Source organism: Candidatus Zixiibacteriota bacterium (genome assembly GCA_026397505.1).
In the GTDB taxonomy this organism is placed as follows: domain Bacteria; phylum Zixibacteria; class MSB-5A5; order GN15; family PGXB01; genus JAPLUR01.
Genome location: JAPLUR010000046.1, coordinates 62,200 through 76,147, shown reverse-complemented (window position 1 = coordinate 76,147; position 13,948 = coordinate 62,200). Strand labels below are relative to the sequence as shown.

The window sequence follows — 13,948 nt, the reverse complement described above, 5'->3', positions numbered from 1 at the left end:
CGAATGCGTGATTCATACCGCCCGAAACCGTCACGGGCGACAGAGAGGAAGTCTTATAAGTCAGTTTGGAAGCGAACACAACATAAAGGGAATCAAATCCGACAATGCTATCCTCGAAACGGAAAAGCTTGTCGGCCCCGCCGTAAAAAACGATCGCCGCCTTTAAAGATTTATACCCTTCCGTGTGATATTTCACAATCAATTCCGGGATTTGCACTTCGGACTGCTCAAAAATGAACACCTGGTCGTCAATGCTGGTATCAAGTCTCGGCCATCCAAACTGTATCCAGGTGCTATCATCCAATTTCATGCTCAGTGATACTTCAGCTCTCAGCTGTTCGATATCAATTCTCCTGTTGGACTGTATTTTGAATGAAAGAGAAGGCAAAAGTGAGGGGGAGAGTACGGTATCGACTGTCAGAGAGCCATCAACATAACTGAAGCTTAACTTATCCAAAATATGAATAGAATAGGAATGAGTTTGGGTACTGACAATCGTGTCATTGCCAAATCGGTATTTTGCATTCACCATAATCGTGAGAGAATCATAAATATAAGTCGGCGCACTGTCGCTGGGAACGGCGGCACCGACACGAGATCCGCCATTGGGAGGAATGGAAGAGATTTCACGCTCGACAGCACACTGATTCGGGCAGGAGCCAAGATGCGCCGAGAACAAGACCGCCGGTAAAGTTGGTAAATCTCCTTTATTTTGCAGTCTCGCATCTACCCTGATCGTCTGCCCTGCGTAAATCGAATCGGGCAGCGGTCCGACTAGATCGAATGAAACGCCATTATATGAGAGATCGGCAGAGACAGTAATGCCCGGGCTGGCACTCGCTGTCAGCCTGATCGTCCCCGCCTCGCCGGAGTAAATAATATTCTTTGTTGTCAGGTCGGCCACACCATTCACAAAATCGTCGGCGCTGTCGAGTCGTGTGCGGCTGAGTTCACCCTTGTCAACCGAAAGGTCAATGGGATTATCAAGAGTATTGAAATCGGTTTTAAGATTGCCAAACTTATCAGAACAGGTCAAAGTCGCCGGGCCGAATAGCGGGTGGCCGACAAATTGAGTCGGCTGAATATCGAGTTTAAGAGTCCCGAGCGCTGCAGGAAGAACAATGAGTTCGGCCTCACGGAAAACAGTATCGATTGAAGCTCGCAGGACCGCCTCCCCGGCGGCATAGATATATTGGTTGGCCGACCCTTTTCCATTTACAACGATAATATCATTAAGAACGGATTGAAATCCCCCTGGCGAGGGACCGCCGACCACCTGTCTGACTTCAATCTTCCCGCCGGCCGGGTTGCCAAAACGGTCGACCGCTCCGGCCGCTTCAAGGTAAATTGGGTCGCCTGCCCGCAAGGGATGACCATTAATAACGACAATATTGAATGCCACAATCTTCCCCGAGGAGATAATAATCGGTGCCGAAACTCCGGAATGAACCCCATCGGTCACCGTTATCGTCTGCTGACCGGCGGTGACGAGGGTGAAATCGGCGCCGTCGAAAGCATGCCTCCCGGAATCGGAAGAGGCAAAAGCGTACTGATTCGATTCATTATAGATAAGTACGGCCCTCGCATCTGACGAGGTGAAATAGATTGAGCCGATATAATCACTCTTCAGATTCCCGAATTTGTCGAAGGCTGTGACTGTCACGGCTGAAAGGAAAGGCACGCCGGCTTCCACTTCCTGTGGAACGCCCGAAACGACAAAATGGTCGACGGCGCCCGGAAGAACCGTTATCAGGCCCGACATGGCACTGAGATTCTCAAATGACGCGACTACCTTGCCATGGCCGACTGTCGTGGCAAAAAGGTAGCCATCAGAAATTATTCCAATCTTATCGAAATCAGCAGATAGCGCCCAATTGATATTGAGCCCTTCTATAATATTGCCGAATTTATCATGCACTTCAGCGGTAAAAACCTGAGTCTCCTCCGCTCTCAAGGCTAAATGGTCGGAGGGAGAAATAATTATGCTGACCGGTTTATCGGGATAAATGGTAAATCTATCCGAGAGAGTCGGGCCAGCCTCTACCCGAAACCACTTATTAAAAATCAGGCCGGCAATCTGATATTCTCCGGCGACCGTTGGATTCTTAATTGAATGGACTGTAAAAGTGATTACAGTCCCGGCCGGCGGCGATTTCCCCCATTTGAAAAACAAAGTAATAATGCCATTATGAATATAAATCCTTCTAATCTTAAGGTCATCCCCGCTGTAATCATCGGAATATTCAATTTCACTTATCTGGCTCAGATCAAATGTGGCAGGAAAACTGAATGAGACACCGCCCAGAAAAGGAATGCCCCCTTTAGGCAGAGTGAGCTTTATCTGATAAACATCAAGCGTATCAACCAAGCCCATTTGTGGTATCGCTATCAAAGCAGGAAGCGGTGGGCATAAAGTGGCTGCCGCTTTGCCGATAAATCCGCCGCCGCCATCCCAAAAATCAAGAGGCTGAAGGGAATCGGGCAGTGAGAATTCAATGTCTCCCGCATAGCCGATCGCAGGAACAATCAGGAATAGAAGATAGGCGACAAATTTAGTAATGTATTTCTTGTCCATAAACTTATCTGAGTGTCTTGGAACAGAGCAAAGGATATGCCCTATTTCACCTTCCTGAAGAATGAAAGAAAACCATGACTATAGTCTGTCATTCCTCGGATATGGATGCGGATGTTATTGTCAATTAACAGGATGCGTCGGCACAAATAATTGGAGCCCGATCAAACATGAATACTGCCGAGAGCTCAGAGAAGAACTCTATAATTTAAAAGATTGCGGTGTGAATTAACGTGCGACTAATGCGCAGAATAATGCATTGTCAATCTCTTTTTTGATTTTGCGCCCGCCTCTCGGCCGAAAGAACTGTATTGGTCAATAGCATGGCAATTGTCATCGGGCCAACCCCGCCCGGTACAGGTGTGATGTAAGATGCCTTCCCGCGGCAGGCCTCAAAATCAACATCACCAACCAGCTTGTACCCCTTTTCCTCATTCTTATCCTCAACCCGGTTGATACCGACATCAATCACTACCGCTCCATCTTTGACCATATCCCCCTTGACAAATCCGGCCTGCCCCATGGCGGCAATCAGGATATCGGCGCGGCGGCAAATCTCATTGATATTCTTCGTCCTCGAATGGCAGGTTGTGACCGTGGCATTGGCCATCTTTTGTTTTTGAATGAGCATGGCACCGAGAGGTTTTCCCACAATATTGGAGCGCCCCAGTATGACTACCTCTTTGCCGGCCGGGTCAATATTGTACCGCCTTAGGAGCTCGACAACACCGAAGGGAGTGCAGGATTGAAATGTCGGTCTTCCCAGCAGGGTCATCCCGACGTTATAGGGATGAAAGCCATCGACATCTTTCCCCGGATCGATAAGAAGCGTTACGGCCAGCTCATCAATATGGTCGGGCAAAGGAGACTGCACCAGAATACCGTCAATATCAGAGCGTTGATTGAGTCCCCTGACAATTTCTTCGACTTCCGACTGGGGCATTTCCGCCGGACGGCGAATCACTTCCGAGAAAACGCCGATTTTCTCGCAGGCTTTGGCTTTGCTTTTGACATATGTTTCCGAGGCCGGGTTATTGCCGATCAGGACCGCGGCCAGCCCCGGGATTATACCCTGACTCTTAAGAGCCTCCACACGGGTTTTTAATTCCGTCTTGATTTCATCCGAAATTTTCTTGCCGTCGATTAAAATTGCCTCCATAGCACTTACATTCCCTTTATCTCAGGTTCCTCTGGTTTTTCGCCGGTATAATCAATACGGAATCGTTCAATCGCCTCGGCCCGGCCATCCGAGGTGTCGATTGTCAGGAGCACGCCGGAGATCTTCAAATCCTCGGTGGCGCAGGCAAACCGTTTCGGCATCCCCGTGAGGAATCTTTCCAGCGAGGGAGTCTTATCCATACCGATGATAGAATCATGCGGGCCGGTCATGCCTACATCCGAAATAAAAGCGGTGCCCCGCTTCGAGATGGATTCATCGGCCGTCTGAACATGGGTATGGGTACCGATAACGGCTGATACCTGCCCATCAAGGAAGTATGCCAGGGCTTGTTTTTCCGAGGTCACCTCGGCGTGAAAATCGATTATTACTGTCTCAGTTATTTCTCTTATTTTCTTGACTTCGCGATCGGCCACGCGGAAGGGGCAGTCGATTTCTTTCATATAGGTTCGCCCCATAAGATTGAGGATGCCGATCTTGATTCCGCCGACATCATCAATCAGATACCCGTTGCCGGGAACGCCGGGCGGATAGTTGGCTGGACGGAGTAGTTTCGGCTGTTCATCGATATATTTTAGGACATCCATCCGATCCCATATATGATTGCCGGAGGTCTGGCAATCGACCCCGTACGAAAATATCTTGCGGGACATCTCGGGCGTGATTCCAAACCCGCCGGCGGCATTTTCGACATTCGCGATGACATAGTCGGCGGTATATTTCTCCCGCAACTGTTTGCACATCTGGGAAAGAATGAACCTTCCCGGCTTGCCGACCAGATCGGCGAAAAAGAGCACTCTTATGAGAGCCATACCGACATCCTACTTGGCATATTCGGTCGCCCTCGTCTCTCTTATGACGGTCACTTTTATCTGCCCGGGATATTCCATTTCCTGCTCAATTTTTTTGGCGATATCGCCGGCGAGAATAGTGGTTGCCAGATCATCAATGGTCTCACATTCGACAATAACCCGGACTTCCCGTCCCGCCTGAATGGCGAAAGCCTTGGAAACACCCTTAAACGAATCGGCCAGCTCTTCCAGTTTTTCGAGACGTTTGATATAAGCCTCGAGCGGCTCGCGCCGGGCCCCCGGCCGCGCGCCCGAAATGGCGTCAGCCGCCTGCACCAGCACCGAATAGGCGGTCTCCTGAGGGACATCACCGTGGTGCGAAGCGACGGCATTGACAACCACCGGATTTTCGCCCAGCCGGCTCAAAAAATTGGCGCCGATTTCGGTATGCGTCCCCTCCGTTTCGCGATCGATTGCTTTACCGATGTCATGCAGAAGCCCGGCCCGTTTGGCAACATTCGGATCCAGACCGAGTTCGGCCGCCATCAGGCCCGAAAGAATCGACACTTCCTTTGAATGCTGGAGGACATTCTGCCCATATGATGTCCTATATTTCAACTTGCCCAGAAGTTTGATGATATCGAGATGCAGTCCCTGCACGCCGACATCGAAACAGGCCTGTTCGCCGGTTTCACGGACAATCATCTCCATCTCTTTCTGCGTCTTTTCCACTACCTCTTCGATGCGGGTGGGATGGATACGGCCGTCGGTAATCAACTTTTCCAAGGCCATTCGCGCCACCTCGCGCCGAATGGGATCATAACCGGAGAGAATCACCGCTTCCGGCGTATCGTCGACAATGACATCAATGCCGGTGGCGGTCTCGAAGGAACGTATATTGCGTCCTTCACGACCAATAATGCGCCCTTTCATTTCTTCATTGGGAAGATTGACCACGGAAACGGTCGATTCAACGGCATGATCGGCGGCACAGCGATAGATGGCCGAGATAATTACTTCACGGGCTTCCTTTTCGGCATTCCGCACGGCGTTCTCCTTGATTTCTTTGATCATCGCCGCCGCTTCAAGTTTAGCCTCGCCCACCAAGTTTTCCTTGAGTTCCTTCTTGGCCTCTTCCGCGGTCATCTGGGCAATTCGTTCCAGTTTTTCGTTCTGGGTCTGCAGGGCTTTATCCAGCTCCTGCTCTCTCAAGGTGCTCCCTTTTTCACGGCTCGTCAGGGTTCTTTCACGGTTCTGAATATCTCTTTCACGGCGAGCCAGAGATTCCAGTTTCTTATCAATGCCCCCCTCTTTATCCAAAAGCCTTTTTTCTATTTTCTGAACTTCGTTTCTTCTATTCTGAAGCTCCCTTTCGAAATTCGATTTTACCTTGTACCATTCTTCCTTGGCCTCCAGCAGGGCTTCTTTTTTCTTAATTTCCGCCTCTTTTTCGGCCTCGGCAATTACTTTATGGGCAAATTCCTCGGCATTGGCCACTTTGGTTTCGCCGATTCGACGCAAGACCAGCCAGGCGACCGCAAATCCTATGACGGCTCCCAATGCCGCAAAAAGGACAATCAAGAGAGTGCCGTTCATTGGTCCTCCTCGCCCCAGTTGTTTCGGGGCAATCTATCTAAAAGTTCCGTCTGTAAAAAAAGAAGATAATTAGGAGAAGTCTTGAGGCAACGGTTATTCGCTCTCCGCATCCTGCAATTTGCTGTCCAAAAGCTCCAAAATATTCCGGGCTCGATCCTCCACCGTGGAAAGATTGGCTTTTTGCTCTTCCAGATCAAACAATTCACCGGCGATATTTAAAGCCGCAAGAATAGCGATCTTGTCGGGCGATTTATTTTTCGATTTGGAGGATATTTCACGCATTTTCTTGTCGACATAGTCGGCAACACGCAAAATATATTCAGGTTCAGCAAAACCCCGAATGGGATATTCTTCGCCAAAAATCGTAACTTTAACCGTCTGCTTTTTATCTGAGATATCAGGCATTATGATTTATGACTGCCTTCCTCAATTCTATCTCGAGTTATCTTCCTGTATCTATGATCAACAATTTATTTTAATAATCTCACAAAACACTGTCAACAATAATAATATAAGCTCTAAACCTGTTCCAGGTTCTCCAATTTATTCAAAATGCTGTTCAGTTTGGTCTTGATTTTGTCGGACCGTTCCAGTTCCAGGCTTTCCATTTGGGCCATTTTGGACTTGACTCCGATCAATTCCGACTTCAGATTTTCATTCTCCACCTTTAAAACCTTATTTCCCTCGGTCAATTTTTCGATCAGGTTTAAGGCTTTATTTATTCGTTCTTCAAGTTTTTCAAGCGTATCCATAGACTAACCTTCTCTAATTTCGGCGTTGAACTTTTCCTTTATATGATAAACAATTTTCTCATGTATTTCAACAACTTCCTTGTTTTCCAGGCTGCGTTCCGGTGAGCGGAAGGTCAGGGAAAAAGCAAGCGATTTTTTTCCCTCTCCGATCTGCTTGCCCCGATAAAGATCAAACAATGCAACCTTTTCTAGAAGTGGTTTTCCGGCACGTTCAATCGCCTCCATTATTTCGCCGACCGGTGCCGATTCATCGACGACAATGGCCAGATCGCGCGGGGCGGCCGGAAATCGAGGCAAAGGTTCATAGCTGCGTTCCAAACGCCATAAATTCGCCAACTCCTTTAAATCGAGCTCGGCGATGAATACCGGCTGCTTGATATCGAAGATTCGGGCGATATCCTCACGCACCAGCCCGGCCCGGCCTATCTCCTTACCGGCACCATGAAGCTGATAACCATAACCTTCCGCGCACGGCATAACATTGGCCGGGATATATCCAACGGGAGGAATATCGGCGGAATCGAGGAGTGAATCAATGGCGCCCTTGAGTTCATAAAAATCATGAACTCTCCCTCTGCCGAACCATCTATCATCCGATTTCCCCGAAAGAGCTATGCCAATCTGCTCAATTTCCGCCGGCGGCTGAGCGGGTGAAGCCGAATCAGCCGACTCGAATGACTTGCCCAATTCAAACAACCGCAGGTCAAGATTGCGGAAAGCAGTGTTGTGCGCTACCGCTTTCAGAAGAGAATAAACAAGTGTCGTCTGCATCACCGCAAGGTCATCGGCGATCGGATTGAGTATCTTCACCGGTCGGATGTCAGGAGACAATTTGGCCAGATGACCGGGGTCGGCAAAGCCGGAGCCGTAAATTTCATCAAAGCCCTGCGCCGTCATGGCATTACGCAGCAGCCTGCGGAAAAGGTCATCCTTATGCCGCACATTCAGAAGCGGGCCGATATTGCGATCGGCCGAAGGAATCCGGTCATACCCTTCAATTCGGGCGATTTCCTCAATAAGGTCTATTTCGCGCGTGATATCGGGGCGAAAAGTCGGGACAGTCACTTGCAAATTCTCACCTTGCGTCACAGGAAACTCAAGTCCCTGAAGAATCTCGACCATTCTTTCCGCAGTAAGGGTCGTGCCCAGAATGACATTCACCCGCGCGGGACGCAGATTGACATTTATAGGGGTGATTTTTTTCGGATAGCAGTCAACAATACCTGACAGCACCTTTCCCCCGGCATACTTCCGTATCAAATAAGCGGCGCGATTCAGCGCTTCGGGCACGACATTAGGATCGGCTCCCTTTTCGAACCGCGTCGATGACTCCGAAACCATGCCCAGTTTCAGCCGGCTTTTCCTAATCGTGATGGAATCAAAGTAGGCTGATTCCAGAAGAATATCAGTAGTCTCGGCGGTAACCTCGGAATTCAGTCCGCCCATAACTCCGGCGGCAGCCACGCCCTTTTCGCCATCGGTTATCAGAAGCACTTCAGGAGTCAATTCATGGTCAATCCCGTCAAGGGTCGTGAACTTCTCCCCAGCCCGGGCACGTCTTACCATGACCTCTTTTCTACCGAACAACCTGAAATCAAAAGCGTGCAGCGGATGCCCCAATTCCAGCATCACCAGATTGGTGATATCAACCACATTGGAGATTGGCCGGATGCCCGAAAGAAGCAGTTTCCGCTTAATCCACCAGGGGGAGGGACCAATCTTCACATCTTTTATCACGCGTGCCGCATACCGGGGGCAGGCCCCGGAATCATCGATGGATACTTTCACCTCGGCCGAGGCTTTCTCCTCAGATTCGTGCAACTCATATTCCGGGCGCTTTATTTTTGCATGGTACAGCGCCGCCACATCGCGGGCAATGCCAATGGCGCAGAGCGAATCGGGACGGTTGGGGGTCAGGTCAAACTCAAAGATATCATCATCAAGTCCCAGGATATTTCCCGCCGGGACCGAAATGGGGGCATCATCATCAAGAACCATAATACCCGAATGGTCATCGGTCAGCCCCAACTCCGCCTCGGAGCAAATCAATCCTGAGGATTCCACCCCGCGAAGCGTAACCTTCTTTATTTCAAGCCCGCCTTTAAGAATCGCACCAACTTGAGCGACAATTACCTTCTGTCCCTCCCGAGCATTGGGCGCACCGCACGCCACCTCAATAGTCTTATCACCAAGGTTGACGACCGCTTTTTTGAGATGGTCGGAACCTTTGATCATTTCCAATTCGGCTATCTGCCCGACGACGATATTCTCAAATCCGCCGGCGGCGAACTTTGAGACCGCCGCCGCAGTGCCACAGAGAGTCAGCCGCTCGGCCAATTCCTTTGAGGGGCAGCAGATTCCAGTCAATTCCGTTATCCAGCTGTACGGTATTTGCATTACTTGAACTGCCTTATGAAACGGATATCATTTTCATAGAAAAGGCGGATATCATTTATCTTATATTTCAGCATGGCAATCCGCTCCACGCCGATGCCGAAAGCATACCCGGTGTATTTCTCGGGATCATAGCCGACATTTATCAGCACATTGGGGTCGATCATGCCGCAGCCGAGAATCTCCAGCCACCCTTCATACTTGCAGAGCTGACATCCCTTTCCGCCGCAGAGAAAGCAGGAGATATCGACCTCGGCGGAAGGTTCGGTGAACGGGAAAAAACTGGGACGGAAGCGAAGTTTCAGCCCTTCACCGAAGAAATCCCGGAAGAATGCCACCAGGACACCTTTCAGGTCAGCCATCGAGACACCCTCGTCCACCAGGAATCCGTCCACCTGATGAAACACGCAATACCCTCTGGTCGAGATGGTTTCATTGCGATAAGTTCTCCCGGGTGTAATTATCTTAACCGGCGGCTTCGATTTTTCCAGTTCTCTAACCTGTACGGGGGTTGTATGCGTCCGCAGAAGCAGTCCCCCCTCGACATAAAAAGTATCCTGCATATCGCGGGCGGGATGGTCGGGCGGGAAATTCAGCGCCTCAAAATTATAGTAGTCGGATTCAATTTCCGGCCCCCGGGCGATAGTGAAACCCATACCATGGAAAGAATCACAGATACGGTCAATGACGGTTGTGATAGGGTGAATGGCGCCGACCCGGTTCTGTATGCCCGGCAACGTTGGATCCAGTAATGATTCGACCTTACCGGTTTTAAATTTCGACTGGGCGTCGGCCAGCGCCTCTTCTACCTTCAGGCGGGCCTCATTGGCGGCGGCGCCGACCGATTTGCGTTCTTCCAGAGGAAGCTCTTTAAGCGATTTGAGAATCGAGGTAATGACCCCTTTGCGGGCCAAATATTTTACATCAACGGCCTCAAGGTCTTTAAGCGAAGAGGCCGAGGCGATCAGTGACATCGCTTCGGCCAGAATAATCTTTATCTGGTCAATCCCGGACATGTTTCGATCCGAGACTAATGGCTTTTGGACATTTCCGCCAGACGGCCGAAAGTGGCCATATCGCGGGCGGCTATATCGGCCAGGACCTTGCGGTCAAGGCTGACACCGGCCTTTTTCAGACCATTCATAAGAGTGGAATAATTGCCGCCGCAGATTTTGGCCGCAGCCGAGATACGGGCGATCCATAAGCGGCGAAACTCACGTTTCTTATTTCTCCGATCCCGGTAGGAATAAGTCATTCCCTTATGAACGGTTTCAATGGCGGTCCGATACAAACGAGAGCGGGCGCCGAAATTACCGCGGGCCTTTTTTAGAATCTTCTTATGTCTTCTATTGGCGGCTACATTGTTCATCGCGCGTGGCATTTTGGAACTCCTGAAATCAAACAGTCATCAATTATCAATAGGGGATCAGTTTCCTGACGCGTCCCCGATCGGCTTTGCTCACCAGACCGGCTTTGCGAAGTTTTCTTTTCCGCTTGGTTGTCTTTTTGGTCAGAATATGCGAATGAAACGCTTTCTTCATTTTGATCTTACCGGTGGCCGTCTTCTTGAATCGCTTGGCTGCCGACCGATTTGTCTTTATCTTGGGCATTCTCAGTCCTCTTCGGTTTTGCTTTCAGTGCCTGCGGTTTGGGATTCAATATCATCGAGAGGTTTCTTCCTTCCAGCCGGGCACTCTGTTCAATCGTGCATATATCACTTAACTCTTGAGCGACCTTTTCCAATAATTTGTAACCATATTCGGTGTGAGCCATTTCTCGACCGCTGAACATCACATAAGTTTTGACCTTGCTTCCCTGCATGAGAAATTCGCGCACATGTCTGGTTTTGAATTGGAAGTCATGTTCATCGATTTTGGGACGATAGCGCATCTCCTTAAGCTGAACCACATGCTGTTTCTTACGGGCCAGCTTGGCCTTCTTGGCCAGTTCATACTTGAATTTCCCAAAATCCATGATCCGGCATACCGGCGGCCTGCTGGTGGGCGAAACCTCCACCAAATCCAGATTGGCCTCGCGTGCCTTTTCCTGAGCTTCCCGAATGGGAACAATGCCAACCTGGTCGCCGTTGACGCCTATCAATCTGACCGGGGAAATCGAAATTTGCTCGTTTACCCGAATTCCTTTGTGAACTATAACATCCTCCCTTATACTAATTTTGACTCAATCGCTTTTTCGCCGATCTCATTTTCAAAAATATCAATCAATTCTTCTATTTTGCGAGCGCCTTTATCTCCCTGGCCGTGAATGCGCACCGAGACGGTACCCGCCTCTCTTTCATTAGCACCAATTATAAGCATATACGGTATTTTCTGCAACTCCGATTCACGTATTTTATGCCCGATTTTTTCCGACCTGGAATCCAACTCAGCCCGGATATTTCGGGCCAGCAGCCGGGCCAGTACCGTTTCGCCATAGGCATTGAATTCATCGGTTATGGGCAGAATCCGGGCCTGAACCGGGGCCAACCAGAGCGGGAACCTGCCCGCATAATGCTCGATCAAGACCCCGAAAAACCGCTCAATTGAGCCCAGCAGGGCACGGTGAATCATATAGGGTCTTTTGAGTTGGCCGTCCTTATCGGCAAATGTGAGATCAAACCGCTCGGGAAGATTGAAATCGAATTGAATCGTTGAGCACTGCCAACTGCGTCCGAGGGCGTCCTTAATCTTTATGTCGATTTTGGGTCCGTAAAAAGCGCCCCCCCCCTCATCGACCAGATATTTCAGCTTGAGAAAATCGAGAGCCCGGCGAAGACCGTTTGTGGCCTTTTCCCAATCCTGCGGGTCGCCGATGGCTTTGGCCGGCCGGGTGGAAAGATAAATGTCGTAATCTTTGAAACGGAACGGGTCCAGGATATGGATGCAGAATTTAATCAACCAGACCAGCTCGTCCTCCATCGTCTCCGGGGAGACAAAGTGGTGAGCGTCGTCCTGAGTGAATCCGCGAACCCGCATCAGTCCGTGGAGCACCCCGGGCAATTCATAGCGATAGACCGTGCCGAGTTCCGCCCAGCGCAAAGGAAGGTCGCGATAACTCCAGCGCCGCGACTTATACATCATGATATGAAACGGGCAGTTCATCGGTTTGATCTGGTACTGCGCCTCATCAACCTGCACCGGCTGATACATGCTTTCGGCGTAATTGATTGTATGTCCGGAGCGTTTCCAAAGCTCCAGGTTGGCTATATGAGGGGTGAAAACAATGCTATAGCCGCCCTTAATATGCTCTTCACGCCAGAAATTTTCGATCTGGTTTCTGACTGTCGCGCCATGCGGCATCCAGAGCACCAGCCCGGCGCCGACATCATTGGTGATATGGAAAAGGCTGAGTTGTTTCCCCAGCGTTCGGTGGTCGCGCTTCTTGGCCTCTTCCAGCCGAACGAGATATTCCTCAAGCATGCTTTTTTTAGGGAAGGATATCCCGTAGATACGCTGGAGCATCCGATTTTTCTCATCCCCTCTCCAATAAGCGCCCGAGGAAGCAATCAGCTTGAAAGCCTTGACCACACCGGTATCCGGAATATGAGGGCCGCGGCAGAGATCTTCAAAAAAGGAATGTTTATAGACCGAAACCCGGTCATCCAGAATGTCCTCCTGAAGCATTTCCACTTTGTATTTTTCATTCTTGCCCCGGAATCTCTCAATAACTTCAGTGCGGCTCAAATCCTCTCTCTGGAATCTGGCTTTCTCCTCGATGATCTTGGCCATCCGGCTTTCAATCTTCTGCAGGTCTTCGGGTGAAAAAGGACTATCAAGGTCGAAATCATAGTAAAAACCTTCCTCAATGGCCGGCCCGATGGCCAATTTAGCTCCCGGAAAAAGCTCCTGCACCGCCTGAGCCATGATATGGGAGGTGGAATGCCAGAAAACCTTCTTCCCCTCAGGCGAATCGAAAGTGACTATCTCAATCGGGGCATTCCCCACAATGGGACAGGAGAGGTCTTTCAAATCGCCATCGACCTTCGCGGCAATCGCCTCTTTGGCCAGACGAGGGGAAATCGACTTGGCGATTTCAAACCCGGTGACTCCGCAGGGAAAGCTCCTTTCGGAGCCATCAGGGAATTTTATAATTACTTGCGCGTCGCTCATTTTCTTCACTCATAACTATAAACGGGCATAAACCATACTTGATACGGCCTACATCCCGCAAGAATGGTGGGCGATACTGGAATCGAACCAGTGACCCCTTGCATGTCAAGCAAGTACTCTAACCATCTGAGCTAATCGCCCATTCTTTATTATCGGAGTCTGCTTTCACAAGCAAATACATCCTAAGCTTGTAACTATATCACCTATTATCGATTATGTCAAGAAAAATATTAACTCTCACCCCTGCCCGCGACTAATCCCGCGTCTCGCCCCCCCCCGTTTTCCCCAATCCCGGCTGTTTCCAAATGAAATTCCCCCTCTATCACCAATAAAATTATTCCGACCCAAAACCGTCAAATAATAATCCGGGAAATCATCGCCGACTGTCTGACAAAAATTCATTCATGACATATATTTTAGATAGACATTTTTGTCGAATTAAAATTCCTTTGGCGTAACTTATTGGCAGTAACCTGAATTGGTCGGAAATCAAAAAAACCTTGCCTGCCAATAGCAATTGCTTATATTAGCGCCGGTATTTGTTACTTTTTTCACAT

The 13,948-nt window shown here is 49.7% G+C and carries 12 protein-coding genes and 1 tRNA gene; all 13 read right to left on the bottom strand.

Features of this window, described 5'->3' with window-relative positions; genetic code table 11:
- The coding region (locus NT002_03690) for a hypothetical protein (GenBank protein MCX6828366.1) at positions 1–2,575 on the bottom strand (2,575 nt) is incomplete at its 3' end.
- A gap of 259 nt (positions 2,576–2,834) precedes the next feature.
- Positions 2,835–3,731 carry a bifunctional methylenetetrahydrofolate dehydrogenase/methenyltetrahydrofolate cyclohydrolase FolD gene (gene folD, locus NT002_03685; protein MCX6828365.1) on the bottom strand — a complete coding sequence of 299 codons (897 nt, stop codon included), beginning with the start codon at positions 3,729–3,731 and terminating at the stop codon, positions 2,835–2,837.
- 5 nt (positions 3,732–3,736) lie between these two features.
- On the bottom strand, positions 3,737–4,561 hold the full coding sequence (locus NT002_03680) for a TIGR00282 family metallophosphoesterase (GenBank protein MCX6828364.1): 825 nt from the start codon (positions 4,559–4,561) through the stop codon (positions 3,737–3,739).
- Positions 4,562–4,570: 9 nt separating this feature from the next.
- Positions 4,571–6,136 (bottom strand): ribonuclease Y, encoded by a 1,566-nt coding sequence (rny, locus tag NT002_03675; GenBank protein ID MCX6828363.1) that lies wholly within the window; start codon positions 6,134–6,136, stop codon positions 4,571–4,573.
- Positions 6,137–6,229: 93 nt separating this feature from the next.
- Complete coding sequence (locus NT002_03670; GenBank protein MCX6828362.1) at positions 6,230–6,541, bottom strand: cell division protein ZapA; 312 nt, start codon at positions 6,539–6,541, stop codon at positions 6,230–6,232.
- A 113-nt stretch (positions 6,542–6,654) separates the two neighbouring features.
- Positions 6,655–6,888, bottom strand: a complete 234-nt coding sequence (locus NT002_03665) for a hypothetical protein (GenBank protein ID MCX6828361.1) — start codon at positions 6,886–6,888, stop codon at positions 6,655–6,657.
- A gap of 3 nt (positions 6,889–6,891) precedes the next feature.
- The gene (gene pheT, locus NT002_03660) at positions 6,892–9,285 is read right to left on the bottom strand and encodes a phenylalanine--tRNA ligase subunit beta (protein ID MCX6828360.1); all 2,394 of its coding nucleotides are present in this window, start codon (positions 9,283–9,285) and stop codon (positions 6,892–6,894) included.
- Complete coding sequence (pheS, locus tag NT002_03655; GenBank protein MCX6828359.1) at positions 9,285–10,298, bottom strand: phenylalanine--tRNA ligase subunit alpha; 1,014 nt, start codon at positions 10,296–10,298, stop codon at positions 9,285–9,287. Before pheS ends, pheT begins: the two co-directional genes overlap by 1 nt.
- Positions 10,299–10,312: 14 nt before the next feature.
- Positions 10,313–10,663: a 50S ribosomal protein L20 gene (rplT, locus tag NT002_03650; protein ID MCX6828358.1), complete on the bottom strand. Its 351-nt coding sequence runs from the start codon at positions 10,661–10,663 to the stop codon at positions 10,313–10,315.
- Between the two features lie 34 nt (positions 10,664–10,697).
- Positions 10,698–10,892: a 50S ribosomal protein L35 gene (rpmI, locus tag NT002_03645; protein MCX6828357.1), complete on the bottom strand. Its 195-nt coding sequence runs from the start codon at positions 10,890–10,892 to the stop codon at positions 10,698–10,700.
- Positions 10,831–11,421 (bottom strand): translation initiation factor IF-3, encoded by a 591-nt coding sequence (infC, locus tag NT002_03640; protein MCX6828356.1) that lies wholly within the window; start codon positions 11,419–11,421, stop codon positions 10,831–10,833. The genes rpmI and infC overlap by 62 nt, the downstream gene beginning before the upstream one ends.
- A 26-nt stretch (positions 11,422–11,447) precedes the next feature.
- Positions 11,448–13,391: a threonine--tRNA ligase gene (gene thrS / locus NT002_03635; protein MCX6828355.1), complete on the bottom strand. Its 1,944-nt coding sequence runs from the start codon at positions 13,389–13,391 to the stop codon at positions 11,448–11,450.
- A gap of 64 nt (positions 13,392–13,455) precedes the next feature.
- Positions 13,456–13,532: transfer RNA gene (locus NT002_03630), tRNA-Val, on the bottom strand.
- Positions 13,533–13,948: the final 416 nt, after the last annotated feature.